Consider the following 26,351-nt stretch of genomic DNA (forward strand, 5'->3'; position numbering starts at 1 on the left):
GCGCCCCATGGCCACCCTGGTCGTCCGTCACCCTGACGGCACTGAGAACGAATTCGCCATCGCGGGCGAGCTGAAGATTGGCCGCCAGCAGGGCAGTGACATCCTCATCACCGAAGGGGGCGTGTCGCGGACGCATGCGCGCGTCTTCGACGAAGGCGGCACCGTCTTCATCGAGGACGTGGGCAGCGCCAACGGCACGTTCGTGGACGGCCAACGCATCATGGCGCCCACGGCCCTGACGCCGCAGTCGGAGGTCCTCCTCGGGGACTACGTGCTGCGGCTCAAGGCGGCCGCAGCGCGGGGCTCGGGTTCCCGCCGCGCGGCGAAGCCCGCGGCGGGAGGCGATGAGGCCATGCCGGTGGGCGGCGAGGGCGGCGGTGCACGCGCCACCCGGGCCATGCCCAGCATCAAGAAGGGCCCGGGCGCGGCGAAGGGTGCGCCCGGTGCCGCGCTGGCGAAGCGGCCCGCGCGTCCGGCACGTCCCGCCCCGGGTGGCGGCGCCCGGCCGCCGCCGGCGGGGGGCCCGGTGCTTCGCGGCATGGTCGGTCCGTGGGCCGGCCAGACGTATCCGCTCAAGGGCAAGGTGCTCGTGGGGCGGCAGCCGCCCGCCGGCATCATGCTGGATGACGACTCGGTGAGTCGCCGCCACGCGGAGCTGGAAGCGACCAGCGCGGGCGTGACGGTGCGGGACCTGGGCAGCGCCAACGGGACGCTGCTCAACGGCGAGCCGTTGGACCAGACGCCGGTACCGCTCGAGCCGGGGGATCAGCTCCAGTTCGGCGTGGTGGAGATGTCCTTCGAGCCCGAACCGTCCGCGGCGCCCGTGCGCCGGGGCGCGGCGGGCGCGGCGGGCGCGGCGCGAGGGGGCGCGGACGAGGATCCCGCCGCCAAACGCAAGAAGCTCATCATGGTGGCTGCGGGGTTGGTGGGCGTGCTGCTGATGGTGGGCATGGTGTCGTCCATCCTGAACCCCACGCCGGTGGATGTTCAGGGGCCGGGCGCGGGCGCGCAGATGGATCCGGCGCAGAAAATCCAGGAGCTGCTGAGCGAGTGCCGCTCCTACGCGTCCAGCGAGCTGGGCGCCCCCAACTGGGAGAAGGCCAACGAGATCTGCACCCAGGCGCTGGACCTGGACCCCATCCACGCGGAAGCGAACACGCTCATCCGGCGCATCAAGCTGGAGCAGGAAGCCTTCGAGCACTACTCGCAGGGCGAGCGGCTCTTGCAGCGCCTCAAGCCGGAAGAGGCCCTGGAGTCGTTCCGGAAGATCCAGAAGGAGAGCGAGTACTTCCGCCGCGCCCGCTCCAAGGCCCGCGAGGCCGCCGAGTCGGTGACGAAGCGCGCGCTGGATGACTGCAAGCGGTACCTGGGCAACTCGCAGTGGAGCGCCGCCGTGTCTCGGTGCGAGGTGTACATGTCGGTGTGGTGCCAGTCGAAGACGCGCGAGGATCTGCAGCCGCCGCTGGGCTTCACGCTGAAGCTGCTGGGCCGGCTGCGCCGCGACGAGTGGCGGCCCAAGGATCCCCTGTTCGTGAAGTTCCTCATCGCGCGCGAGAAGATGGATGCCAACGCGGCGCCCTGGCAGTGCCCGGTGGCGGAGGTGCTGGCCGGAGACGAGCGGGTCGTGGACCCGCGCACCTTCGTCATGGAGGCGGCGAAGAAGCGCTTCCCCAACAAGCTGATGCAGGCCGCGCTCCTGGACTACTGGGGTGGCCGGGGCAGCGAGGCGCTGGCCACCATGCAGAAGTTGCGCGCCAACTACGAGGCCGCGCAGTACCACGCCGAGGCGGACGAGATGATGAAGGTCATGTCCACCGTGGATCAGCTCTTCAAGGCGGGCCAGAGCTTCCTGGCCGCCGAGGACCCGGAGAAGGCCGCGGAGCCCTTCCGCGAGGCGCTGGCCATGGACAAGGCGGTGATGATGGAGCTGGCCGAGTCCAAGCCGTCCTTCTACCGGCGCAACATCCTCCAGGACATCGCGGAGAAGTCGTACCTGCGCGGCAAGCAATGGGCCGACCGCGAGGACCGCCGCCGCGCCTGCCGCGTGTGGAAGCTGGGCTTCAGCTTCTACGCGGGCAATCCGAACCTGAACAAGGCCGCGGCCTTCTGCTCCTCGCGGGCCCTGGAGTCCTTCCGTGCCGCGGAGGGCTGCGGCGACATGGCGGTGGCGCTGGACTACGCCGTCAAGGGCGACGGCGTGGAGGAGATGGTCATCGCGAAGCAGGCGGAGCTGGGCTGCAAGTAGCACGCGCCGTGGACAGGGCCGGGCGGGCGCGCTAGGCACGGGGGCATGGCCGACACCAGCCCTTCGCGCCCCGCGCCCACCCTGGTCCTCATCGACGCGTCCGGCTTCATCTTCCGCGCCTACCACGCCATCCCCCCGCTCACGACGAGCAAGGGCGTGCAGACCAACGCGGTGCTGGGCTTCACGCGCATGGTGCTCAAGGCCCTGCGCGAGCTGAAGCCCACGCACGTGGCGCTCGCCTTCGACAAGGAGAGCCGCACCGAGCGCCAGAAGATTGATCCCTCCTACAAGGCGAACCGCGAGGGGCCCCCGGAGGACCTCGTTCCTCAGTTCGCCCTCATCCGCCGCGTGGTGGAAGCCATCAACGTGCCCGTGCTGGAGGTGGCCGGCTGGGAAGCCGACGACGTCATCGGCACCCTGGCCGTGAAGGCGAAGGAGGAGGGCTTCTGCGTCCAGGTCGTCACCGGCGACAAGGACTTCGTGCAGATTGTCGACGACGACGTGCGCCTGTATGACCCGATGAAGGACGTGCACACGCTGCCGGCGGACGTGAAGGCGCGGCTGGGCATCGAGCCGGGGCAGATGCGGGACTACCTGGCCCTCATCGGCGACGCGGTGGACAACGTCCCCAAGGTGCCGGGCATCGGCCCGAAGACGGCCACCGAGCTCATCCAGCAGTTCGGTGACGTGGAGACGCTGCTCTCGCGCCTGGACGAGGTGAAGAAGCCGAAGATTCGGGAGAACATCGCCTCGCACCGAGAGAGCCTCCTGCGCGCCAAGGTGCTCGTCACCTTCAAGACGGACCTGGCCCTGGACGTGCGCATGGCGGACCTGGCCCGCCGGCCGGTGGACGCGCAGCGCTCGCGCGAGCTGTTCACCGAGCTGGAGTTCTTCGCCCTCCTCAAGGAACTGCCCCAGCAGGACGGTGTCGCCGGGGCGCCCGAGGAAGCGAAGGAGAAGCCCGCGCCGCTGACGGTGACGCCGCGACTGGTGGGCGAGGACGCGGCGCTCACCTGGTTGGCCGGCGCCGTGCGTGAAGCGGGCGCCGTCACCCTGATTCCCGCCTATGAGGGCTCGCCCTTCGCCGCGAAGCTGGTGGGCCTGGGCGTGGCGCTGCCGGACGGACAGACGGCGTATGTGCCGCTGCGGCACGCGCAGCTCGGCGTCACCCAGGTGCGCCCGGAGGCCTTCACCGCGGCCTTCCGCGAGGTGCTGGAGGACGCGGCGGTGAAGAAGGGCGGGCACGACCTCAAGGCGCTCAGCCTGACGCTGGCCAACGACGGCATCACCCTGCACGGCGCGCATGACGACGTGGAGCTGCTCAGCTACCTGCTCAACCCGTCCCGCCGCGAGCACGCGCTGGTGGACCTGTCGCGCGAGCGGCTGAACACGGAGCTTCCGCTCCTGCCGCCCGCCGCGGAGGGCAAGCGCGGGAAGAAGGACCGCGCGCTGGCGGACCACACGGTGGAGGAGGTGGCCACCGGCTTCGCCATCCGCGCCGAGGCCGCGCGCCGGCTGGCCCCCGAGCTGTGGAAGGAGCTGGAGGCGGCGAAGCTGGCGGAGCTGGCCCGGGACATGGAGCTGCCGCTGCTGCCGCTGCTGGCGCAGATGGAGCGCCGGGGCGTGCTGCTGGACACCTCCGAGCTGTCTCGCACCTCCGTGAAGGTGGACGCCGCCGTCGAGGCGCAGGTGAAGGAGGTCTACCGGCACGCGGGCCGCGAGTTCAACATCGGCTCCAACCCGCAGCTGGTCGACGTGCTCTTCAACGAGCTGAAGCTGCCCATCATCAAGAAGGGCAAGACGGGCCCCTCCGCGGACCAGGAGGTGCTGGAGAAGCTGTCCGAGGAGCACCCGCTGCCGGGCGCCATCATCGAATACCGCAGCCTGTCCAAGCTGAAGAGCACCTACCTGGACACGCTGCCCACGCTGGTGGCGGCGGACGGGCGCATCCACACCACCTACCACCAGGCGGCCACCGCCACCGGGCGCCTGTCCTCCACCGACCCGAACCTCCAGAACATCCCCGTGCGCACCGAGCTGGGCCGGGAGATTCGCCGCGCCTTCGTGGCCGCGGAGGGCCACCAACTGGTGAGCGCGGACTACAGCCAGGTGGAGCTGCGGCTGCTGGCGCACATCGCGCAAGACGCGGTGCTCATCGAGGCCTTCCTCCATGACGAGGACATCCACACCCGCACCGCGGCGGAGGTGTTCGGCGTGGCCAGGGAGCAGGTGGACCGCGAGCAGCGGCGCGTCGCGAAGATGGTGAACTTCGGCATCGCCTACGGCCTGTCACCGCACGGCCTGGCCGCGCGGCTCGGCATCGCCCAGGACGTGGCCCGCGACATCATCGAGCGCTATTTCACGCGCTACGCGGGCATCAAGCGCTACCTGGAAGAGACGGTGGAGCGCGCGCGCAAGACGGGCTACGTGGAGACGCTCTACGGCCGCCGCCGCTACATGGCGGACCTGAACTCGAAGAATCGCGGCGTGGCGCAGGCCGCCGAGCGCGCCGCCATCAACATGCCCATCCAGGGCACCGCCGCGGACCTCATCAAGAAGGCCATGCTGGCGGTGGACGCGGCGTTGACGGCCCAGAAGCTGCGCACGCGGATGCTGCTGCAGGTCCACGACGAGCTCCTTTTCGAGGCGCCCGACGCGGAGGTGGAGCAGGTGAAGGCGCTGGCGGTGAAGGCCATGTCCTCGGTGGCCGAGCTGAAGGTGCCGCTCAAGGTGGACGTGGGCGCGGGGCGCAGTTGGGCGGACGCGCACTGAGACGCGGGCAGGGCGGCGCGAAAAAAGACACGGGAGGAGCGCCCACCCCCGTAGGCGCCCCTCCCGCATGCTCCACCCACGGCCCCCACAGCCGCTGCTGCACTCCCTGCGACAAATACGCCGACCCGTCCGACCGGCGAGTCGCGTGGACCCCCATCCACGCGTCTTGCCAGCGGCTCGCGGTGCGCGCTCACCACTCCCCAGCGGGAGCACGCCTTCCCACAAAGCGCGCCATGGGCCCCCACCCAGGCACACTCCCTCCCGCCGGTCTCGGACGCGCCCGTCTTCCGGGCACGTCAAGTCGAACGGGCCGGCCAACCCCTACACGCCCTCAGTGCATTGCTGTACGTCCATCTCCCGTGTCCGGAGACACGCGCCGCGTCCGGGAAGGACGCTCGAAATATTCGACGACCAGCCCACCGAAGGGCACCCGCGGGCCATCGGCTCGCGGGTCCTTCATCCGTTGGAGGAGCGCCACCGCGGAGTCCACCGCTTCGTCCACGGCGCGGTTGATGCGCTCGCGCTCCCAATCCCCGCCACCGAGCACCTCGGAGGCATCCACCAGGCAGCGCCGCAGCGCCGCGAATTCGTCATAGAGCGAGCGGGCGCTCCGGTGCGCCGACAAGCGCAGCACCGCGCGCGTGCGGCTCCAGGGGCTGGACTCCTCGCCCGCCAGCGTCCGGCCCAGCTCGCGGATGAAGGGCTCCACCAGGTTGTCCAGCTGGGTGGGCGCGCCCTGCGACGCGTCCGAATCGGGCGCCGCCAGCACCATCCGCCGCCACAGCGCGGAGACTCGATCCGGCTGCTGACGGAAGAACCGCGCCAGCACGGCTGCCTTACGTCCACGCTCGCTCATGTCCAGTGCCTTCCGCATCGCGTACGGAGGCCAAAGCAATCCATCGGCCAACGCCCCTGGGATATGTATTCCCAGTGAAATCAGCTGTTTGCCTTGAAGGGAGGGGTAGGCAGCGGAGCAGGACACCGGTAGAAACTACAGCCCCCGCCCTGTAGCCCTGGCAGGACGGAGCGGGCGGCGCTCAGTGGAGGGTGGGCTTCGGCGGCCGGCCATGGGGGCCGTCCTCGTCGTCCAGCTCACCCGGGAGGTCGCTGACGGCGCTGTCCGCGGGCGCCTCGCCGTCCTGGGCCTCCAGGTGGGCTTGCGTGCCCTGCGAGCCCGCGGGCCAGTCCGGCCAGGTGGAGTCCCCGGCGCTCACGGCGGTGCCCTGGGCCTGGGCCTGCGCGGCCTGGGCGGCCAGCAGGCGCAGCGCGGCGTCCTCCGCGGCATCCTGGGCGGCCATCTCCGCCAGCTTCGCGGCACGCTGCTGGCGGCGGCGGGCATAGGCGGCCACGCAGAGGAAGGACGCGCCCAGCCAGACGAGCGTGGAGCTGGTGGTGAGCGGGAGCCAGCCGTAGCGCGCGGCCAGGCCTTCACGCCAGTCCGTCTCCTCCACCAGCAGCGAGGTGCGGAAGGCCTTGCCGAAGGCCGTCTCGAAGGGCTCACCGCGCGCCACGCCGTCCACCAGCGCGGCCATGGCCTGGGGGCCGAACTTCGCCGACAGGTGGGCGACGAAGGCGGCGCTCTGCGCGTAGGCGATCTCCACGTCCGACGGGACGTCCGGCCAGGCCCGGTCGAGGTGCTCGAAGTGGAAGACGCGCTCCTGGGTGACGGCCCGGAAGAGGGCGGAGTAGTGCGTCAGGGAGTAGCGCTCCCCGGTGACGTACTGCGCGACGCCTTCCTGGAACCAGCGGGGCCACGACGGGGCCAGCTGTCCCAGGGCCACGTGCGCCAGCTCGTGCCGGAGCGTCTGCTGGCCCTCCGGCTCGTGGAGGCTGCGCGCGTCCAGCAGGATGATCTGGTGGGCGGGGTAGGCCAGCGCCACGGCCCAGCCCGGGGGCTTTCCTCCGGGCAGCGCCAGGGCCTCGAACTCCGTGCGGCCCACGCCCAGGCGAATCTCGGTGACGCCCGGCCAGTCCTTGCCGAGGATGGTGCCGAACCTGTCCCGCACGCCTTCAATCTGCCGGGACAGCTCGTGCGCGGCCGCGGTGGCGGCGGCGGTGTGGAGGATGCGGAAGCGCTCCGTCGTCACCTCCCCGCTGACCTGGGGCGGCCGTGTCCGGGGCACCAGCGCGGCGTCATTCACCACGTCATGGGCGTGGGTGCCATGAGGGCCGCCCGGCTCCTGGGCCCAGGCCCCGGAGGCGGCGAGCAGCAGGAGCAGGACAGGCAGGTGGCGCATGTGCGGCGGCCTCACGTTCCCACTGACATAACAGCCTCGCCCCCGGTTGCAGCAACCTCACCGCGCGGCGCGGCGCGTCAGGAGTCGCCGTTGGCCTTCTTCTGGGACAGATAGGCCACGTTGTCCTCGACGCGCGCGTAGTCGCGGTCCGCGAAGGTGGGGCTCTTGAAGGTCTCCAGCAGCTTCTGGTGGGCCTCCAACACGGAGCGGACCTGCGACTCGAACTGGGTGCGCTGGCGCTTCAGCTCGTTGATGTCCTCCACCACCTGCACCAGCCGCTGGTGGGCGCCGTGGACGATCTTCTCCGCCTGGTGCTCGGCGTCCGCGATGATGATCTCCGCCTCCTTCTTCGCGGCGTCCTTCAGGTCCTCGCTGATGCGCTGGGCGGTGACCATGGTCTCCTGGAGGGTGCGCTCCCGTTCCTGGTGTTGCTCCACCTTGAACTGGGTGCGCTTCACTTCCTCCTTGAGCGCGATGTTCTCCTTCACCACCTCCTCGAATTCACCGGCGATGAGCTCGAGGTAGGCCTCCACCTCACGGCGAGAGAAGCCGCGCAGGGCCGTTTCGAACCGCTTCTGCCGGATGTCGAGCGGAGTGATTTTCATGACGCCGCAGTGTAGCCCAGGGGCGTCACATCTCCAGGAATCGGCCCTTGACCTGGGCGCCGGCGCTGGCGGGGGGCCGCATGGCTGCCCGGCGGGCGGGCGTCAGCGGCGCGGCGCGTCCCACTGGGACACGACGGTGCGCGCGGCGTTCTGCACCCCCGCGGAGAGCCGCGAGTCCACGGCGGCGTCCTGGACGGCCCGGCGCGCGGTGGGCGTGCGCTGGAAGACGAGCCCGTTGAGCGCCTGGATTTTCAGCGCGTCCGGCAGCCGGGGGTGGCGCACCACGTTGGCGAGGAGCTCCTCCGCCCGGGGGTGCTGGAACAGCGTGACGGCCCGCAGCGCCGCCTGTTGGATGCGAGGGTTGGGGTCCCACAAGAGCGTGGCCAGCGCATCCAGGGCGCGGGCGTCCCCCAGCAGCGCCAGGTCTTCAATGGCGATGGCGCGAATCTCCGCCGGCGCCGGCCGCACCGCCCCCAGCAGGCCTCGCAGGAGGGCGGCGTCGTCCGTCGCGGGCGCCGGGGCGGCCTCCGCCGGGGGCGTGGGCGCCGGCCCCGAGGGGGCCGCCGGGGCCTGGGCGCGGGCGGCGGTGGCGAGGAGCAGGCCAGCGAGAAGCAGGGGACGCATGGACGCCCTTCTAACCCGGGGCGGAGTGATTTTCTTGACGCGATCTCCCATCGTGGGAGCTTCCCCCCTGCTACATGCGTGTTGCAAACGGGAGCAAGGTTCGATGAACGCGGCGGCAGCGAACTGGCAGACACTGGAAAACGTCGATGTGGAGTGCACCCACTGCGGCATCCGGATGACCCAGCAACCGGGGACCCGGGTCCGCTACTTCCGGTGCTCCGGGTGCCACCGCTGGGTGTCCAGCGTGTACTCCGACGTCTTCCGGGCGGACGCGAAGGTGCGCACGCACCCGGTGAAGGACAGCGGCGCTCAGGACGAGCAGTTCATCGAGGTCAAGGACCGGCTGGACAAGTGGCTGTCCGCGCTGGAAGAGCAGGACCCCTACCGGCTGCTGGGGGTCTCGCCGCTGGACTCGGCCGACACGGTCCGCGCGCGCTACCACGCGCTGGCCATGGAGCAGCACCCGGACCGCGGCGGCTCCCCGGAGAAGATGCGCGAGCTGAACGCGGCCTATGAGCGCATCCTCCGTCACCGCCAGCGCAAGCGTCAGGAGGCGCTGTCGGCCGGCACGCCCGTGGCCTCGGCGACCGTCCTCCCCGCGCGCAGCAGGTAGGCCCAGAAGAGCGCCCCCAGGAGCAGGCCCAGCCCCGCCTTCAGCCAGGTGGGGAACAAATCCCCTGGGGAGACGTAGCCCTCCACCACGCCGATGAGGGCGAGGAAGGGCGCGCAGCCCAGCACCAGCTTCACCGCTTCCCGCCCGCGCACCGCCAGCGCCTGTCCCCGGGGCAGCTCCCCCGGGTCGATGAGCGCCTGGCCCACCATCAATCCCGCCCCGCCGGCGATGACCAGGATGGACAGCTCCACCGGGCCATGCGCGGCGATGAAGTCCAGCAGGCCGCCCAGCATGCCCTCGCGGGCGCACAGCGCGCTGATGGCGCCGATATGCACCCCGTTGTTCACCAGCAGGAACAGCGTGCCCAGGCCGCCGGTGATGCCCAGGGCGAAGGTGACAATGGTGACGGTGAGGTTGTTGGTGGCGATGCCGGACGCCACCGAGTTGGGCGGCGCCACCGACAGGATGTCATCCGTCCACATGCGGCCCTGGGCCACGTAGTGGCGCACGCCGGAGGGCACCAGCAGCTCGGCGCCCCGGGGCTCCCACAGCACCACCAGGGCGCCCAGCAGGATGCCCAGGAGGAACACCACGGCGCTGGCGCCCACGAAGCCGCGCTCGCGGCGAAAGGTGGCGGGGAACTCGCGGCGGAAGAAGTCCCGCACCGCGGGCCAGCGCTCGCGCGGCGGCTGGTAGATGGACGCGTAGGCCTGGCCACACAGCTGGTTGAGGAAGCGGTGGACGTCCGTGCCGGCGTAGAACGTCTGCGCGTGCGCCAGGTCGGCGGACGCGCGGCGGTACAGCGTGTCCAGCGTGCGCAGCTCGCCCAGCTTCAGCGTGCCGGAGCGCTGCTTCGCCAGCAGGGCCTGGAGCGCATCCCAGTCCGCGCGGCGTTGGGCCACGTAGGTGGGCAGGGGCGTGGCCATGTCAGCGCTCCCCCTGGACGCGGGCGCGCAGGAAGGCCTCGGTGCGCTCCGCGGACGCCAGCACCGCCGCGCGCGCCTCCGCGTCCTCGGGCCCCACGCGCTCCACCAGCCGCGTGCCCAGCCGCTGCCGCACCTCCGGCGCCAACCCGGGCGCGCGCGACAGGAAGGACAGCACCAGCTCCACGTCCTCCGGCGACAGGGGCCTTGCGCCCGCGGCCTGTGGCAGTGGCGCGGACGTGGCCGGAGCGGCGGTGTACTTGTCCAGGTCGATGCGCTCCTCGCGCACCAGCAGCGTGCCGGCCAGCAGGTCTCCCAGGCGGCGGTGCTGGCGGGTGAGGAGCATGCTGACGCAGGCGGCGGCGTACAGCATGGGCAGGAAGTCCACCGCGCGGCAGAGGTTGCGCACCGCGCTCTCGTAGACGCCCACGGGCGAGCCGTCCATGCGCACCACCCGGATGCCCAGCACCCGCTTGCCTGGCGTCTGACCGTGGAAGAGTACTTCGCTCACCGTCCAGTACAGCCACTGCGTGGCGAAGACGCCCACCACCAGCAACGTCTGCCCCACGCCCGACAGCGCCTGGAAGACGCCCAGCACGTCCGACACCAGCAGCGTGAAGACGAAGTAGGCCACCAGCCAGAAGAAGAACAGCAGGCTCGCGTCCACCAGCCACGCGAGGCACCGGTAGCCAATGCCCGCGACGGGGAGCGTGAGCGCGACGCGCTCGGGGGTGGCGACGTCGAGATGGGGAGTCGGAGTGGAGCGCATGCGGGGTCGGCAGCATACACGTCTGCCTTCCTTCCACGCCTCCCATGTCGCACCCTCTTTTCTGCTTGGACTTGCGGGACTTTCAGGTCCCAGGCGCGTGTGTCACGGTCGACAGTCCGCGCCGTGCGGGAGGGGGCTTTCATCGACTTGTGGACGCCAGGGCGTGTCCGGCGCCGGACAGCGATGACGAACCAACGGATGAAACCCCTGTAACGGGCTCTGATTCATGCACACTGGACACTCCCGTCAGGGCTGGTTCGCGTCTGCGCTTCCCCAGTGATAGGGTTTCCGCGTTGGACCATGAACCTGGGCCGAAGGAGGTGCGGCCCGCAGGGACGTCAGGAGTAGCTGAAAGTCAAAAACAGTCAGGAGTCGAGTCGTACATCGGTAGGTCGACTCCGGAGTGGCTCAGCGGACACGCTCGTTCTTCCCTGTCATGCAACCCACTGGCCCAGATGGTACCGGAGCCGGCTGTGGTCAGTTGTCTGTTCATGCAGTTTTCGCCATGACGGCTGGGGGGCCTTCGCATGGCAACCAATCAAGCAGCGATTCGTGTATCAATTCTCGAAGGACCGTGGGCGGCCTGGCAGGGCCTGGCCGACGGGCTCCGTGGTGAAGGCGTGCAGATCTCCTCGGTGACGAGAGACGTGCGCCTGTTCCTCGACAGCCTGGGGACAGACCCGCCGCAGGTCGCGGTGATGGACGTGGAGGGTGACAGCGAGGCAGCCGTGGGCTGCTCCGTCACGGAAGGCATCAATCTCCTGCGGGAGGCGCGCAAGCGCCGGCTGGAGGTGAGGATGCTGCTGCTCTCCGCGGTGAGCTCACCGGAAATCATCTCGCAGTGCTTCGACGAGGGTGCCTCCGGCTACCTGTTCCGCGCGGGCCTGGGCACGACGGCGGTGGCGTCCGCCATCAACTCCCTGGTCCGAGGCGAGCGGCTGTTCCCGGTGCAGCTCCTGAGGAACGACTTCGAGCATCCACCGGTGACGTCACCCACCGCGAGCGTGCTGCTGGCGCTCACGCAGCGGGAGCGCGAGGTTCTGGCGTATGTCGCGGGCGGCGCGGACAACCTGAAGATCGCCGCGCACCTGCAGATCGCCGAGCGCACCGTGAAGTCCCACGTCACGCAGCTCTACCGGAAGCTGGGCGCGGAGAACCGCACGCAGCTGGCGCTGAGGGCGTGCCACCTGGGCGTCCGGCCGCCGCCGGACCTCTAGGCGTCGCGGTCGTTCCGCGCATGCAGCACGCCCCCCGGACCCTGGCGCCGTTGCCAGGGTTCGCGAGGGGCGTGCGCACGGGCGGCGCCGCGACTACGACTTCAGCTCTTCCATCTTCTTGCGGAGGCTCAGCGGACGCATGTCCGTCCAGACCTCCTTGATGTACTCCAGGCACTCGGCCTTGAGCCCCTGCTTGCCCGCGTCCTTCCAGCCGAGCGCGTTCTCTCGGTCGGCCGGCCAGATGGAGTACTGCTCCTCGTGGTTCACCACGACCTTGTAGATGGTCGTGTCCTCTCGCTCATCCGCCATTGATGTCTCTCCTGGAACGGGCCGCATTCTGGCCACAATCCAGGAAAAAGGGTCAAGACACGGGAGGCGTGGGTTCGGTCGGCGTCTGAAGCCCGCATATACTCACCGGCCATGCAAAGTGTCTTCCGTGCCATCACCGCGCTGCTCCTCGCGCTGGGCGTCACCTGGGCCGCCCTGGCCCTGGCGTTGACGGGGGCGGGCCCCGAGGGCGCGCACGTTCCGCGGGCGCTGGGGGCGGTGCTGCTCGCGGCGGGCGCGGGGGTGGCCTGGCGGCGCCATTCACAGTGGGCCGCCGTGTCCGTCATCGGCGTCGGGTGTGTGTCCATCTGGGGGTGGACCCAGACGGTGCGGCCCGCGACGCAGGCGGACTGGGCGCCGGACCTGGCGCGCTCCGCCCGGGCGGTGGTGGAGGGCCCCCGTGTGACGTTGCATGACGTCCGGGACTTCCGCTACCGCACCCCGTCGGACTGGGACGCGTCGTGGTACTCGGCCACGTACGACACGCGGGAGCTCACGGGGGCGTGGTTCATCGTGGAGCCCTTCTCCGGTGTCTGGGGCGCGGCCCACACCATGGTGAGCTTCGGCTTCGCGGATGGGCGCTACCTCGTCTTCTCCGTGGAGGTCCGCCGCGAGAAGGGGGAGACGTTCTCCGCGCTGGGCGGCCTGTTCCGCCAGTTCGAGCTCACCTACGTCGTGGGGGATGAGCGGGACCTGGTGCAGCTGCGCTCCAACCACCGCAAGGATGACGTCTACCTCTACCCGGTGGATGCGTCGAAGGAGCGCATCGTCAGCTTCTTCCTCGACATGGTGGCGCGGATGAACGCGCTGCACGACAAGCCGGAGTTCTACGACACGCTCACCAACAACTGCACCACCAACCTGGTGCGGCACCTGGAGAAGGTGAGCCAGAGCCAGGTGCCCTACGACCACCGCACCTTGCTGCCGGCGTTCTCGGACGCCCTGGCGTATGAGCTGGAGCTCATCGACCGGGACGCGCCGCTGGAGCAGGTGCGCAAGCGCCACCACATCAACGCACGCGCGCAGGCGGCGGATGGGCGCCCGGACTTCTCGCGGCGCATCCGCGAGCCGCTGGCCGCCACCACCGCCGGCACCGTGCAGTGACACGCCAGGCCCCTCACGGGGCGGGGCGCGCCTTCAGGTGCGTGTCGTAGTGCTGCTGCAGCGAGGCGAAGTAGCCGCGCTCCTCCCAGAGCGCGGCGATGAGGCGCTCCGTCAAGGTCTTCACCTCGGCGCTCTCACCCGGCTCGGGCGTGCGGGGGCCCGGGGCACCGGAGCTGAAGAAGGCGCGGGTGGCCTCGGCCATGAGCAGGCGGCTGCCCGAGAAGAGCCGGCGCAGGGCCTGGTTGACGGGGCGCGGGTCCAGCTCCGAGCAGGCGGCGACGATGGCGTCGTGAAGCTTCCCGGGCAGCGGGCCCTCCAGGTCCTCGGGCTTCAGGTCGCCACGGTCCAGGGCATGGTTGAGCAGGTAGCCGTGATGCAGCGCTGACGACGCCACGTCCACGCAGTCCTTCACCCACAAGACGAAGAAGAGCTTGCGGAACACCTTGCGCACCGGGAAGAGCGCCAGGGCCTTCAGGGAGCTCATCAGGCGCCCGCCCGCCGTCCGGCCGAGGTGGGAGCCGGCGAGGACCTCCACCGCCCGAGCCGGCCTGGGGAGGCCGTGCTCGGAGAGGATGGTGAGGACCATGCTCTCGCGGGCCTGCCGGAGTGCGTAGTCATCCAGGAAGGGAACGGGGATGAGCGGCGTCAGGCCGGACACGACGGCGAGAAAGGCCACGCGGCCCAAAACGGGGGGCAGCTCGTTCTCGGGAGGACGGGGCTTCGGCTCGGTCATATGCCGTTCATATGCCCATCCGGCCCGGCGATTGCGCGGGCCCTGAAGGCGGGGAGGGTGTTGGCTGTCCTCCAGCCGGGCGTCGACCGTCCACGCCGCTCCGCGCATCAGCCGGCGGGGCACCTGTGTGGAGGCACGGTCGCGCGACGAGGCGGCCTGCTCGCGTCGCCTCGTCGCGACGACTTCAACGGTGCTCAGCGGGTCAACGACACAGGCGCCTTGGGCTCCTCGGGAGGCGGGTGCCACGCCAGGGGGCTGGGCGGAGGCGCGGCCTCGCGGGCGAGGGGGCGTTGCCGCGCGATGAACGCCGCGGTGCTCTCCGGGCTGGCACATGCGGAGAGGATGAGCTCGGGCGTCACGAAGGCGGTGGCGATGGCATCCGCGACTCGGACGTCCTTGCTTCCAGCCGCCAGCAGCTCAATCACGTGCGGAGGCGGCGGCTGGAGCAGCGCGTTGGTCCAATGCGTCGCCGGCGCGGTGGCGGCCCACGAACCGGCTTCGGCCTCGCGACAGAAGGCCGCGTCGAAGGGCCTGCTCTCCGCCAGCGCGGTGACGATGTGCTCCGCCAGCGCGAACGCGGAGGCGGACCCCGCGTTGGCGCCCTGGCCCGCGACGGGGTCGTTCGTCACGTGCGTGTCGCCCACCGCCAGGACGAAGCGGCCACCCGAAAGAGGCGCCCATCCCTGGCGCACCGTCGGCGTGAAGGAACCCTGGAGGTAGTCGAGTGGCCCGAGCACGCCGAAGCTCGCCGGGTCCACGCGCTCGTAGGTGGCGGGGGCGAAGCGGCGCAGGAAGTCCATCAGCATCGCCTCGAAGGCGCGCGGGTCTTCGTCGTAGCGCTGCGTGCTGAGCCGGGCCAGCTCGCTGCCGGGCAGCGCCTCGATGAGCACGCTGGGCACGCGCCCGCTCGCGGTGACGACCTGGGACTCGAAGATTTCGCCCTGACCGGGAATCAGGTGGGCGTTCATCCCGATGGGCTCCTGCATCCGCACGCCCTTGAGCAGCGCGGCGAAGAGCATGCGCGGCGGCTGCGTGTGCGGCGACAGCTCGGGCACGCGGGGGAACAGGCGGGTCAGGCCATTGCGTCCGGTGGCGACCACCATCAGCGCGTGCTGCCGCGCCAGGCGCTCCAGCACGTCGACGTCCACGGGGAGCACCTCCAGCTTGCCGCCGCGCGCGACGAAGTCCTCCGCGAGGCGCGGCTGGTACTGGCGGTAATCCACGAAGATGGAGGGGGAATCCACGCGGCCCCGGAGGCTGAACGGCTGAGGGCCGCCGTTCACATGGATGCCGATATAGAACATGTCGGCGTTGGGGCCGCTCCAGTGGTCCACGCCCAGGACGCGCTCACGCATGCGCGTGGGGGCATGGTGCGCCACCGTGTTGAGCAGACGGGAACCCCGTAGCCGGCTCGGCTCCTGCTCCGTGAAGATCGTCACGGGAATGCCGTGGGACAGCAGCTTCAGACCCAGGTGAAGTCCCGCGGTGCCGGCGCCAACAATTCCAATGCGCTCCATATGACTCTCCTCCGTGCCCCGCGCCGTCATGGCCGTGTCGGGATGGACCCCCCAAGGGTCGGGGTGGTTCCTTAACACAACACAAACGGAGATCTTCAGACGGGACGTACTTGATAGCCGAGAAAAAGGGAGGCGCATTGCGTCATGCCCTGATGGGCAGACGTGGACGTCGGGTTGGGAACAGCAAGCGCAAGGCTTTACAGTGGGGCTCAATGGCCCAGTTCCTCGACGTGGCGTTGAAGGTAGGAGACCTGACCGAGTTCACCGCGGACGCGGTGCTGTTCAAATACGCACAGAGTCTCTATGGCGCGACGGGTCAAGCGGCCCGGCGCCTGGAGCTGGCGGGGGTTCCCTTGGCGCAGCTCACGCTCGCGCCCGGTGCGAGCCGCCTCGTGGAGACGCGGGGGTCCCTGACGGCGCCACTGGCGCTCTTCCTGGGCACAGTTCGTCTGGGAGAGTTCGGCTACCACGAGATTCGTCAGTTCGCGGTGCGTGCGCTGGCGGCGCTGGAGCACCACTCGGGCCTCGCGCATGTCGCGGGCACCGTCCATGGCCCCAACTACGGCTTGGATGAAGACGAGGCCGTGCTCGCCTTCGTGGGCGGGCTCGTTGAAGCCTTCCAACGTGGCGCCGGGCCTCAATCCCTGACGCGCTTCACGGTGGTGGAGCGGGACGCTCGCCGTGCGCAAAGACTTGCCAAGGCCTTCACGCGCGGCTTGAGCGCAACGCCTGGCGTGGAGCCGCTTCCGGAGGGTGGCTTCCGGGTGCGGCGAATGTCAGCCGTGACGCAGGCTCCGTCCCTGGCGACGGCGGGCACTGTGTCCATGGCAAAGCCTCACGCCTTCGTGGCCATGCCTTTCGCGGCCGAACTGGAGGATACGTATCACTACGGCATCCAGGGCCCGGTGAAGGCCGCGGGCATGCTGTGCGAGCGCGTGGACCAGGAGTTGTTCGATGGCCCCATCATCCAGCGCATCCGCGAGCGCATCGAGACAGCGAAGGTGGTGATCGCCGACCTGTCCCTGGCCAATCCGAACGTGTACCTGGAGGTCGGCTATGCGTGGGGGCGCGGGCGGCCCACGCTGCTGCTGGTTCGTGACGTGAACGAGCTCCGCTTCGACGTCGCGTCCTATCGCTGCATTGTCTACCGCAACATCCGTGAACTGGAGACGCTGCTGTCGAAGGAGCTCCAGCGCGTGGACTGAGCGGCGCGCGTCACCAGCCGCGCGCGGTGATGGCGTGCGTGCCGGCCCAGGTGCCCTGGCGCAGCAGGTGCAACCGGTCGTGCAGGTTGACGGAGGCACAGGCGTGGTTGGGTACCACGCGCACGCGGTCGCCCACGCGGGGCCGCCAGGAGGTGCGGGAGAGGTCGAGCAGGCCGTGCTCCTCCGACAGGCCGCGCACCAGGATGTCCGGCATGTCGAGCAGGGCGCCGTACCCGCCTGCGTCCGCGAAGCCTTCCTCCTTGGCCAGGGCCTTGGAGCCCGCGTCGATGACGGCCTGTCCTGGCACCGTGGTGCTCACCACCGTGGCCAGCACGGAGTACGCGCATTCGTCCCACTGGCATGCGCCCACCGCCGCGGAGTTGCGGTCGTTGAAGATGTTGATGCCCGGGCGAATCTCCGTGAGCCCGGTGACCTCATGCGACCGCCACAGCGTCGGCGTGGAGCCACCACTCACGGTAGAGGGCCGCAGTCCCGCGTCCGTCAGGGTGTCCAAGTAGGTGGCCAGCCGCGCGGCTTGCTCGCGCATCGCCGGGCCCAGCTCCGCCTGGGACATGCGCAGGTGGCCGGCGTAGAAGGTGATGCCCCGGTACTCCAGACCACTGCTGTAAGTCACGGCGAGGGCCAGGGCGACTGCGTCCTCGGGGGATTGGACGCCCACGCGCCGCATGCCCAGGTCCAGCTCCACCAGCACGCCCACGGTGCGGCCGGCCCGGCGGGCCTCGCGGCTCAGCAGTTCCAGCGCTTCGCCCGAGTCCAGGGCCACGGTGAGCCGGACGAGAGAGGGCAGCCGCATGAGCCGGACAAGCCGCTCCGCTCCCACGGGAGGATAGGCGAGCAACACGTCGTCGCAGACGGCGGCCATGACCTCGGCTTCGCGCACGGTGGCCACGGTGACGCCCTGGGCTCCGGCGGCGAGCTGGAGCGCGGTCAGCTCCGGCGTCTTGTGCGTCTTCGTGTGCGGCCGCCACCGCAGGCCGTGCTGGCGGGTGTACGTGGCCACTCGCTTCAGGTTGGCGTCCACGCGGTCCAGGTCCACGAGGGCGGCGGGGGTCGTCATCATGTCCAGCGAGGTCACGTCCATGCCTCGCATGGTGGCACCCCGAAGCGCCCGGCTCCAGGGGCTCTGGCGGCGTTCGCCTCGCGTTCGTGAAGTGCTACACCTCCGCGACCCGCGAGGTGAGGCGGCACATTCCATTGCTCGCCACGCGGGAGAGGCCACATGCCAGACACCTCGTTGACCCTCAGGGCCCTCAACCGCGCGACGCTGGCGCGGCAGATGTTGCTGGCGCGTGAGCAGACCTCCGTGCTCGGCGCGGTGGAGCGGCTCCTGGCGCTCCAGGCCCAGCAGGCGAAGCCGCCGTTCATCGGCCTGTGGTCGCGTGTCGAGGGCTTCGAGCGAGCTGCGCTCCAGGTTTTGCTTCAGCGCAGGGAGGTCGTCCGGGCCACGTTGATGCGCGGCACGCTGCACCTCGCGAGCGCGAAGGACTACCGGAACCTGCGCGCCAGCTTCACACCGCTGCTCGAAGCCTCGGTGGCGTCGGTGCTTCGCGAGCGCGCGAAGGGGCTGGACGTCGCTCCGCTCGTCAAGGAGGCGCGCGCCTTCTTCGAGGAGGCCCCGCGCACCTTCGAGGCGCTCCGCGACCACCTGGTGGCCCGCCATCCCCAGAGCGACGAGCGCGCCATGGGCTTCGCGGTGCGCATGTTCCTGCCGCTCATCCAGGTTCCCACGGAGACGGAGTGGGGCTATCCCGGCACCACGGACTTCGCGGTCGCGGAAGCGTGGCTGGGGGCGCCCCTGCGAGCCGAGGCGGACCTGCCCACGCTGGTGCGGCGCTACCTCGCGGCCTTCGGTCCGGCGTCGGTGTCGGATGCCCAGACGTGGTCGGGCCTCAAGGGCCTGAAGCCCGCCTTTGAAGCGCTGCGCCCGTCGCTGCGCACCTTCCGCGATGAGAAGGGGAGGGAGCTGTTCGACTTGCCCGAGGCGCCTCGGCCGGACGAGGACACGGCCGCGCCCGCGCGCTTCCTCCCGGAGTTCGACAGCCTGGTGCTCGGCCATGAGGACCGGGCCCGGCTGGTGGATGAGGCGTACCGCGCCAGGCTCATCACCAAGAACCTGCGCATCCCCGCGACGTTTCTCGTGGACGGCTTCGTCGCCGGGACGTGGACGGTGGAGCGCAAGCGCGCGGTGGCCGCGCTTGTCGTTGAGCCCTTCGCGCCGCTCAAGAAGAAAAAGGACCGTGACGCGCTCGCGAGGGAGGGCGAGGCGCTCCTGCGCTTCCTTGAGCCCGAAGCCCGCACGTTCGAGGTTCGAGGGCATTGACAGGAAGTCCAGCGCCAACGGCTTCAGCAGTGCGTGTCCGGCGCTCGAAGCCCTGTCGTGACACGTGCGCCGTGAAGGACTCCGGCCTCAGAGCTCGTACATCGTGCCCTCGGCATCAACGGCGGCCACGCCCGTGCCCGGAGACCGCGCCAGCCCGGCGATGTCGTGGCGCAGGCCGGGATCACGCACGCGCAACCGCACGCGCGAAGTATCTCTCGACAAGGAGAAGCCCCAGAGCCCGAAGATCCACCAGTCGCACAGGGAATCCCCCCACCGCCGCAGCACCACGAAGGAGGATACCGCGACGATGAAGGAGACGGTCCGAAGCGGGTCGGGTTGCCCCGCAGGCGACCATGGACCGGGCAGGACGTAGATCATCGCGAGCGCTGGGAGCGTTAACGCTCCCCGGAAGAGCCACTTGCGCCGAGACCGGCAGCTCCCACAGGCCGGCGCCCGCAGCGTGCGGCTGACACCCCAGGAGACCAGGACGAAGTCCCATCCTGAGCTTGCCGAGAACTCCACGGTGGTGGTGGCCTCGCGGTTACAGCCGACACACGTCCCCGCGGGGAAGCGCAACGCGGTCACGAGCATCTCAAGCACATTCGAGCCACGAGTCGGCCCTCGGATGACCTCCGTCTCTCGCGACGCAGAGAGAAAGTCCAAGATGGTTGTTCCCTCCTGACTCACGGAGGGAATCCAGGTCCACGCACCATCGTCGAAGACGATGGCCACCGTCCCAGCGAACAGGGGCTTCAGCCGCGAGAAGGAAGAGAGCGAACGCTGCAAGCGCAGTCTGCCGCGCCGATAGACCCGGATGCCCGTGGGGTCCATCTCGATGCGTCGGCGGCCCACCACTGCGATTACCGCCGAACTGCCCAGAATGCAGTACGCGAACACCCCGAACACAGCGAGGTCCATATCGAGGACATGCGCGACGATGAGGGCAACAAGCGCCACCAGGTCGAGCACCAGCATCGCCGCCCAGCTCTCAAGGTCATGGTAGACGACGACAGGTGCGTCGGTGGTACCGGGTTTCATTTTCCTTGGTTCAGGTCTGTTCATCTGCCTGGGACCTGTTTCTCTGCTCGAATTGGGAGAGGACGTCCTTCAGGACGCTTTCGAAGTAGCTATCCGAGGGGGTCTGGGAATCGCGAATGGCGAGGAGCAGTGGATAGAAGCTCGGGTCGCCGAGAGAGGCGGCTGCCTCGAGGGCGTACACCATGACCTCCTCGCCACGAAGCGCCGCGCGTACGGGTTCGACAGCGCGTGGGTCCTTGCGGTGCGCGAGGCCCACCAGGGCTTCCCCGAAGATTTCAGGGTCCTCGTCGTCGAGCCGCGCCGCGAGCGCATCACGCAACTCGGGGGTGTCGACCTCCTCCATCAGCGCGCCCAGGCCAAAAGTCGCCCAGTCCCGAACGTCGCGGTCCTCGTCGGCCGAAAGCCGGATGAGCGCATCAACAGCTTCCGGCGCAGCCAGGACCGCCAGTCCATGCGCTGCGCCATACCGTGCCTCGTCAGATGGATTCATCGCCAGGGTGATGAGTCCTGAAAGGGCACGCGGCTCCCCCAGGTGTCCCAGCGCGACGCCGATGGACAACAGGACTGCGGGCTCCTGCTCCCGTCGAAGCTGGCCCAGCAGCGCGTCGCCACATTCCGCCGGGAAGGTCGGAGTCTTGCCCCCGAGCTGGCCAAGAATGGCTGCACCGCGCCCTCGCGCCTTCGCGGAAGAATCGCGAAGAAGATGGATGGCGGCGTCCAGCACGTCACGCGTCCCTCGGCGACGCAGCGCCCAGATTGCGTCCCAGGCGCGCTCATCCTCCTCATCACCTTCCAGTGAAGCTTGGATGAGCGCTTCAGTGCTCCTCCCCTCGCCCTCTTTGTGATGACTCATCGTGTCCACCTGTGTCCGCCGCGAGCGTCGGCCGCCTGAGCGCCGCGACGGGTACACCGCTCCAGCCGTTCCCAGAATCCGGCCCCTGCGGCATGGATGCAAGGGAGCGAGACACGCTGCGCGCAAGATGGGAGACACACAGCCGTGACCCTGAGCCATCCCCTCAAATGAAAACGAGCGTTTCCTGGAAAACACGATGGCCGTGAAGGAGTTCGGCGAAGCGCTCGACGAGAGGCCGTAGGCGCTCCTCCTTCATCATAGGAATGGCTTGGTAATACATGCAGCCCTGACGGAAGAGCGAGTAGGTGCGCGTCTTGACGGTGTTGGCCTTCAAGCCCTTCTCCATACCGAGACTCTCCCCGGCGGCGCCCAGCAGCGTCAGCAGCACCTGGGCCAGGGCGCTCACCAGCAGCAACCTGTCCCTGCGCTCGGGACTCTTCACGCGCACCGTGGACAGCCCCATCCCGAATCTCAAGTCCTTGACGTCACGGAACGTCTCCTCGCACGAGAAGCGCTGAGAGTAGCGGTCCACCACCTGGCGCGCGCTGGCGCTCTCCAGACTGGTGGCCAGACACCATGGCTCCTTCATGCCCTTCTGGTGCACCAGCACCACCGCGGGCACCGGAGCCCGGTCCGCCGTGACGCGCACGTCCGTCAGTTTCTTGGCATGGCCACTGGCAGGAATCCACTCGGCCGCAGGACGCTGGTGGCCCCCTCCCACCTCCACCCGCACGCCCTTGCGAAAGCGCACCACGTACTCGAAGCCCGCCTGTGCCAACAAGGCATACAGCCGCTGGTCCGCGAAGCCCCGGTCCGCAAGTATTGTCACCTTCACCCCTTCGGGCACACACTCCTTCAACCGCAGCAGCAGCTCATCCTCCGCGTGAGCCCGGTTCCCCGCCAAAGCGCTCTTCTGAAGCGTCAGCCACAGCAGGGGCGTGGTGCGCCCGTGCGAGGTGACGAGGCTGGCCACCAGCGTGGTGTGGTCATCGGCCTCGAAGTCCATCCAGTCCAGCGCCACCTCCGCCTCGGTGCGCTCGGCCAGCACGTACGGAACCTACGAGGCCACCAGCTTCCACACGTCCACTGCCTCGTTGGACAGCAGCCGGTCAACTTGCTTGATGCCGTGCTTCTGCACGCCGCCTCGAGCCCATGCCAGCGCCTGGCCAATGGCGTGCACCGACAAGGACGCGGCGTGCACCACCCCCAACGTCGCATGCGACAGCGACAACACCCGCTTGGCGTGCAGGTCCTCCTCAAACAAGTTCTCCAGGAACGCCCGCACCTGCTCTTCGTTGATGGCCACCTTGCGTACCAGTATGGCCTCTCCTCCTGTACCCCACCACTCCGCTTCGCACGGAGCTGTCAGGTAGGCGCCTGGCGATCCACTCGCTTAAATGCGGGGATCGCTCAGGCCCGCACGTCCACCTCCGTCCAGCGCAGCCGCTGCTGCAGTGAGTGCGCCTGGTACGCCTGCCGCGCGTCCTCAGGCCCTTGCGCGGGCAGGGCCCCCTTTTCTCCAGCACTGCGACCACACATGCCATCCATCCAAGAAAACCAGCAAACACCCATTCGCTATCACCTCGCCATATGCGGTTTCCCGCAGGGTACGCCCTGCCTCAAGTGCACCAAGTCGAAATTGCCCGCCCCGATGTCTCATCCACCATCCGCGTCAATCCGGACCCAGATTGACAAACACCAAAGAAAACGAAATATCTCTCATTCCCTTTACTGCCAACTCCTTCCAGGCTCAGTGCATCAAGGGGGGCAAACCCAAGAAGCACCTTCTTCCGGAACTCCCCAAAATGATGAAACCCCTCCTGAGAGCCACGCTCGGCTTTTCGGCACTGGCACTCGCCCAATCTGCCCAGGCAATACAAGCCATTGAAGACCGGCTCGAACTGGATGACGGCTCCGCCATCTTCTACCCAACGCCAGTCGTGGCCCAGCAAGCCCAACTGGAGATGAACTACGAAATTAACCCCAACTGCTACGGGTACTGCTACGGCGGCACCGAAGCAGGGGACCCAGACGCCATCGGCTTCAAGGACGAGGGCAACACGCCGGACGCGTCGAACACGACGGAACCCGCGGGCACGCAATCCAACCCATCCACGACAGTGGTGCCAGTCTTCACCAAGAACTTCGTCAAGGAGGTTGGCTTCGGTAACAACACGTTCGGAACGGGCTACACTCTCAGCGCGACGCTAACTGCGTTCCCGACTACCGGAACCACGACCGGACAGTTCCAGGCCGTGGGTGAAGGTAAAGTCTGGGCGCGTGTCTTCAACATCCGGCATGACGTCCTAAGAGGCAAGGCGACCGGCGTCGTCCCGCAGTCCGGACCTGTCTTCGGCCTGGTCGAAGTCTTCGACTATCAAGGGCGGCTGACCTACCAGAAGCAGTTCGGAACCGTGGGGCCGGTGAATGATGCCCCGAAGTTCACCCGCAAGTACTTCGAGGCAGAGAAGAGCATCACGGTGATGGGTTATCCCGTGAAGCTGAAAGCGGCTGTCACTGGAGAAACCGGGATCGCTGTCACCGGTGAACTGGGGCTGTCGACGGTGAAGCTGACCACGACTCCCTCCGCGAAGCTTTATGCCACGGCCTCAGCGGGGGTGGATTTCGTCGTCGCGAGCCTGTCGGTTGACGGCACCCTGACGCTCATTGAGGCGCAACTCCCCGTCAACACTCAAATCGTTGCATCTTCCTGCTCTACCTTGAACTGGAAGCTGACCGCGGACGCCACCATCAAGGCCCTCGCCGGTGACATCAAGGTGAAGCTGAAAATCAAACTCTTGTTCATCAAGATCCGGGGCACGGTGACCATCGCCAGATGGAGCGGCCAGAGCCGGACCCAGAACCTCTTCACGGCCACGGCGCAGAATCCAATTACGCTCGCCTGCGCAAACGGAGTTCCCGTGGGGGGCATTGGCACCATCTCTGGCGGAACCACCACGGGCGGCGGAGGTAGCACGGGAGGAGGCGGCACCGGAGGAGGAGGAGGAGGAGGCGGCGGCGTGGGGTGCGTCGTCCAGGACACCACCGACACCAGCGTCCGGCACATCCCCACATGCGACGGATTGGCGTCACTCGCGATGTGAGACAATAGGGGCTTCGCGCCTGCGCTGAGCCCTTTCACACCTTGCCTGGGGAGGACCTCTCTCCTCCCCGGGTCTCTCTTCCAGGTTGAGGAGCTGTCTTGGTCAAGCGTCAGACATGGGTGAGTTTGTCCCTGGGGGTCGCCTTGGCAGGCGCCACCGGTGCATGGTGGGCCAATCGTCAGCCTCCCCCTGACGCGCCTGGCATCGAGCCCTCCCAAACACGCGCGCTTTCCACGGCGGGAACCCTGCCCCAGCAGCAGGGAGCACCTGTTCCTTCCTGGCGGCGCTCCTGGAAGGTGGGTCAACAGTACGTGTATGACCTGGAGTTCGAGCAGCAAATCCAGTTGAAGCAGACCGAAGAGCCCCAGACTGCAGCGAAGGCCGCGGGGCCGCTGGTCCTCTCCGCGCTGACAGCGCAGCTCTCCGCGACCGTCGTGGAGAAGGCAGCCGACCGCGTCTATGTCCAATACCTACTGCGGCCCTCGGCGCTGTCCTTCGACTCGGACGGCAAGAGCGCACTCGACGAGCGCTCACGGTCCATGATGCTCCAGTCGCTCCGGTCGCCGTTCTATGTGCAATTCAACCCCCAAGGCGCGGCGGTGACGCTGCACCTGGAGCAGGGGGTGGACTTGCTGAGTCAGAACGTTCTTCGTTCCCTGGTGGCCTCCATCCAGGTGGTGACACCGCCGGAGGCGATGGAGCGCTGGCCCGCCCAGGAGGTGGATACGACGGGGCGATACGAGGCGTCGTATCAGCGTCTTGAAGGCGCGCGCGAGTTCGAGAAGAAGAAGGTGCGCTACCAAATGGTGACCACGCCAGAGGGCCTGCGGCCACTGCCAGGGAGCATGCGCATCACGGTCGCTGGCGGTGCGCACCTCGTGTTGGATGAGGGGCTCTGGGTCGACACACTGCGCGGAGAGGAGCGGGTCGAGGTCGTCCCTGGCCCAGGTCTGCCAACCGCCATCGGTGATTCGAAGGTCCGCCTACGCCTGCGCGAGAAGCACTCCATCCCGCTGCTGGTCGGCGCGTTCTCCGCCAACCAAGGCCACCTTCTTTCCAGCGAGTTCTCCGTCCAAACGGTGATACCGCAGGACCCTCGGGCCCAGCTTCGCCGCGTCCTCGCAGGGGGGACACTGGCCAGCCTCACGGGCGCGCTGCGCATGGTGCCGAAGCTCGAGGAGGCGCAGCGAGGCCCCGTGACCGCGGAGCTGATGCAGCGGTTGAACGCGCTCTTCCAGTTGGAACCGGGCGCGGCGGCCCAGGTACCCGAGCTCATCCGCCAGGAGCGCTCGCGCGAAGTGTACAGTCCATTCATCGGGTCGCTGTCCTCCGCCAGCACTCCCGAGGCGGTACAGGCCCTGGCGCAGATCTCCTCTGACGCGATGCTGCCGACCCCCGTTCGGGTGGACGCCATCGCAGGGCTGGGGACGACGGAGACGCCGACGCCTGAAGGCGCGGATGCACTCCGGCGCCTGAGTCAGAGCCCGGACGAGGAGCTCCGCACGACCGCGACACTGGCGCTCGGCAACGCTGCACGCCGGATGAACGAGCTGGGCGATTCAACGGGTGAGACGCTTCTCCGGGAACTGGAGCAATTGCTGCGAGCAGAGTCGGACCCGGCCCGGCAGGCACTCCTGCTCAAGGCGCTCTCGAACACGGCGGACCCACGCGCCCTACCCACCATCCAGGCGGCCCTGCGCTCCAGTTCTTGGATTGTGCGGGAGGCAGCGGTCGGCGCACTACGGCTCATCCAGGACCCCACCGTGGACCAACTCCTATCGGAGCGCCTGCTCGGGGATGACTCCCCCTTCGTGCGTCGCGGCGCCGTCTTCGCCAGCAGCTTCCGGAGCTTGCAGCCGCTGTTTCCAGCCATGGGGCAGGCGCTGCGCTCGGAGCGGGAATCCGCCGTCCGCAATGACATCGTCCGGCTGCTCGGTGAGCGCCGCACGCGCGAGCCCCAAGCGGGGGTATTGCTGGCCTGGGTCAGCCAGAACGACCCCGACGCCGACATCCGGCAGTTCGCGGGTACGCTCCTGGCACCGCCGGGGGCACAGCCCTGACGCGCGCGGCGCGGAAGACGGCCCCGTCCCCAACAGCGCTTGGGGGGCGGGGCGTACCGGTGCC

Annotated in this window: 22 protein-coding genes and 1 pseudogene; 9 read left to right on the forward strand and 14 right to left on the reverse strand. The window is 68.9% G+C overall.

Translation table 11 applies throughout. The features are described from left to right. The first annotated feature begins 7 nt into the window (after positions 1–7). Entirely contained in the window at positions 8–2,245 is a 2,238-nt protein-coding gene (locus KGD87_RS04680; protein WP_284666328.1) for an FHA domain-containing protein, read from the forward strand. A gap of 45 nt (positions 2,246–2,290) precedes the next feature. Next, complete coding sequence (gene polA / locus KGD87_RS04685) at positions 2,291–5,017, forward strand: DNA polymerase I (RefSeq protein ID WP_284666329.1); 2,727 nt, start codon at positions 2,291–2,293, stop codon at positions 5,015–5,017. Positions 5,018–5,348: 331 nt separating this feature from the next. Here polA and KGD87_RS04690 read toward each other — a convergent pair whose 3' ends face one another. From KGD87_RS04690 to KGD87_RS04705, 4 genes are all read right to left on the reverse strand, one after another. Continuing rightward, a complete protein-coding gene (locus KGD87_RS04690) occupies positions 5,349–5,891 on the reverse strand; it encodes a hypothetical protein (protein ID WP_284666330.1) in 543 nt (180 codons plus the stop codon). 163 nt (positions 5,892–6,054) lie between these two features. Beyond that, a complete protein-coding gene (locus KGD87_RS04695) occupies positions 6,055–7,254 on the reverse strand; it encodes a peptidase MA family metallohydrolase (RefSeq protein WP_284666331.1) in 1,200 nt (399 codons plus the stop codon). A 77-nt stretch (positions 7,255–7,331) separates the two neighbouring features. Beyond that, complete coding sequence (locus KGD87_RS04700) at positions 7,332–7,859, reverse strand: DivIVA domain-containing protein (protein WP_163787238.1); 528 nt, start codon at positions 7,857–7,859, stop codon at positions 7,332–7,334. 102 nt (positions 7,860–7,961) lie between these two features. After that, positions 7,962–8,483: a HEAT repeat domain-containing protein gene (locus KGD87_RS04705; protein ID WP_284666332.1), complete on the reverse strand. Its 522-nt coding sequence runs from the start codon at positions 8,481–8,483 to the stop codon at positions 7,962–7,964. 103 nt (positions 8,484–8,586) lie between these two features. Here KGD87_RS04705 and KGD87_RS04710 point away from each other — a divergent pair, with 103 nt between their 5' ends. After that, entirely contained in the window at positions 8,587–9,096 is a 510-nt protein-coding gene (locus KGD87_RS04710; protein WP_284666333.1) for a J domain-containing protein, read from the forward strand. Here the strand turns inward: KGD87_RS04710 and KGD87_RS04715 are convergent. Together KGD87_RS04715 and KGD87_RS04720 are read right to left on the reverse strand one after the other, a co-directional pair. Next, positions 9,030–10,022 carry a stage II sporulation protein M gene (locus tag KGD87_RS04715; RefSeq protein WP_284666334.1) on the reverse strand — a complete coding sequence of 331 codons (993 nt, stop codon included), beginning with the start codon at positions 10,020–10,022 and terminating at the stop codon, positions 9,030–9,032. The genes KGD87_RS04710 and KGD87_RS04715 overlap by 67 nt on opposite strands. Position 10,023: 1 nt before the next feature. Then, positions 10,024–10,788 carry an RDD family protein gene (locus KGD87_RS04720; protein ID WP_284666335.1) on the reverse strand — a complete coding sequence of 255 codons (765 nt, stop codon included), beginning with the start codon at positions 10,786–10,788 and terminating at the stop codon, positions 10,024–10,026. 527 nt (positions 10,789–11,315) lie between these two features. Here KGD87_RS04720 and fruA point away from each other — a divergent pair. After that, the gene (gene fruA, locus KGD87_RS04725; protein WP_191265293.1) at positions 11,316–12,005 is read left to right on the forward strand and encodes a response regulator transcription factor FruA; all 690 of its coding nucleotides are present in this window, start codon (positions 11,316–11,318) and stop codon (positions 12,003–12,005) included. A gap of 93 nt (positions 12,006–12,098) precedes the next feature. On the opposite strand, the gene KGD87_RS04730 is transcribed toward fruA, so the two are convergent. Next, positions 12,099–12,314 carry an MbtH family protein gene (locus KGD87_RS04730; protein ID WP_176418402.1) on the reverse strand — a complete coding sequence of 72 codons (216 nt, stop codon included), beginning with the start codon at positions 12,312–12,314 and terminating at the stop codon, positions 12,099–12,101. 111 nt (positions 12,315–12,425) lie between these two features. Here KGD87_RS04730 and KGD87_RS04735 point away from each other — a divergent pair, with 111 nt between their 5' ends. Continuing rightward, entirely contained in the window at positions 12,426–13,436 is a 1,011-nt protein-coding gene (locus tag KGD87_RS04735; protein ID WP_284666336.1) for an Lnb N-terminal periplasmic domain-containing protein, read from the forward strand. A gap of 13 nt (positions 13,437–13,449) precedes the next feature. Here KGD87_RS04735 and KGD87_RS04740 read toward each other — a convergent pair whose 3' ends face one another. Both KGD87_RS04740 and KGD87_RS04745 read right to left on the reverse strand, forming a co-directional pair. After that, complete coding sequence (locus KGD87_RS04740) at positions 13,450–14,169, reverse strand: hypothetical protein (RefSeq protein ID WP_284666337.1); 720 nt, start codon at positions 14,167–14,169, stop codon at positions 13,450–13,452. A 194-nt stretch (positions 14,170–14,363) separates the two neighbouring features. Next, a complete protein-coding gene (locus KGD87_RS04745) occupies positions 14,364–15,686 on the reverse strand; it encodes a styrene monooxygenase/indole monooxygenase family protein (RefSeq protein ID WP_284666338.1) in 1,323 nt (440 codons plus the stop codon). 212 nt (positions 15,687–15,898) lie between these two features. Here KGD87_RS04745 and KGD87_RS04750 point away from each other — a divergent pair, with 212 nt between their 5' ends. Then, entirely contained in the window at positions 15,899–16,891 is a 993-nt protein-coding gene (locus KGD87_RS04750) for a hypothetical protein (protein WP_284666339.1), read from the forward strand. A gap of 10 nt (positions 16,892–16,901) precedes the next feature. Here KGD87_RS04750 and KGD87_RS04755 read toward each other — a convergent pair whose 3' ends face one another. Further along, entirely contained in the window at positions 16,902–17,993 is a 1,092-nt protein-coding gene (locus KGD87_RS04755) for a D-TA family PLP-dependent enzyme (protein ID WP_350102478.1), read from the reverse strand. A 138-nt stretch (positions 17,994–18,131) separates the two neighbouring features. On the opposite strand from KGD87_RS04755, the gene KGD87_RS04760 reads away from it, so the two are divergent. Then, positions 18,132–19,232: a winged helix DNA-binding domain-containing protein gene (locus tag KGD87_RS04760; RefSeq protein ID WP_284666341.1), complete on the forward strand. Its 1,101-nt coding sequence runs from the start codon at positions 18,132–18,134 to the stop codon at positions 19,230–19,232. A gap of 87 nt (positions 19,233–19,319) precedes the next feature. Here KGD87_RS04760 and KGD87_RS04765 read toward each other — a convergent pair whose 3' ends face one another. From KGD87_RS04765 to KGD87_RS04780, 4 genes and pseudogenes are all read right to left on the reverse strand, one after another. After that, positions 19,320–20,270, reverse strand: a complete 951-nt coding sequence (locus KGD87_RS04765) for a hypothetical protein (protein ID WP_284666342.1) — start codon at positions 20,268–20,270, stop codon at positions 19,320–19,322. Between the two features lie 10 nt (positions 20,271–20,280). Beyond that, a complete protein-coding gene (locus tag KGD87_RS04770) occupies positions 20,281–21,123 on the reverse strand; it encodes a HEAT repeat domain-containing protein (RefSeq protein ID WP_284666343.1) in 843 nt (280 codons plus the stop codon). Positions 21,124–21,286: 163 nt separating this feature from the next. Continuing rightward, positions 21,287–22,429, reverse strand: a pseudogene (locus KGD87_RS04775) (IS4 family transposase). 104 nt (positions 22,430–22,533) lie between these two features. Further along, a complete protein-coding gene (locus KGD87_RS04780) occupies positions 22,534–22,662 on the reverse strand; it encodes a hypothetical protein (RefSeq protein WP_284666344.1) in 129 nt (42 codons plus the stop codon). Between the two features lie 149 nt (positions 22,663–22,811). On the opposite strand from KGD87_RS04780, the gene KGD87_RS04785 reads away from it, so the two are divergent. Together KGD87_RS04785 and KGD87_RS04790 are read left to right on the forward strand one after the other, a co-directional pair. Beyond that, positions 22,812–24,227, forward strand: coding sequence for a hypothetical protein (locus KGD87_RS04785; protein WP_284666345.1), 1,416 nt, complete (start codon positions 22,812–22,814; stop codon positions 24,225–24,227). Between the two features lie 296 nt (positions 24,228–24,523). Then, positions 24,524–26,287: a HEAT repeat domain-containing protein gene (locus tag KGD87_RS04790; RefSeq protein WP_284666346.1), complete on the forward strand. Its 1,764-nt coding sequence runs from the start codon at positions 24,524–24,526 to the stop codon at positions 26,285–26,287. Positions 26,288–26,351: the final 64 nt, after the last annotated feature.

Origin of the sequence: Myxococcus sp. SDU36, from assembly GCF_030168875.1 — a bacterium.
Taxonomy (GTDB): Bacteria; Myxococcota; Myxococcia; order Myxococcales; family Myxococcaceae; genus Myxococcus; species Myxococcus vastator.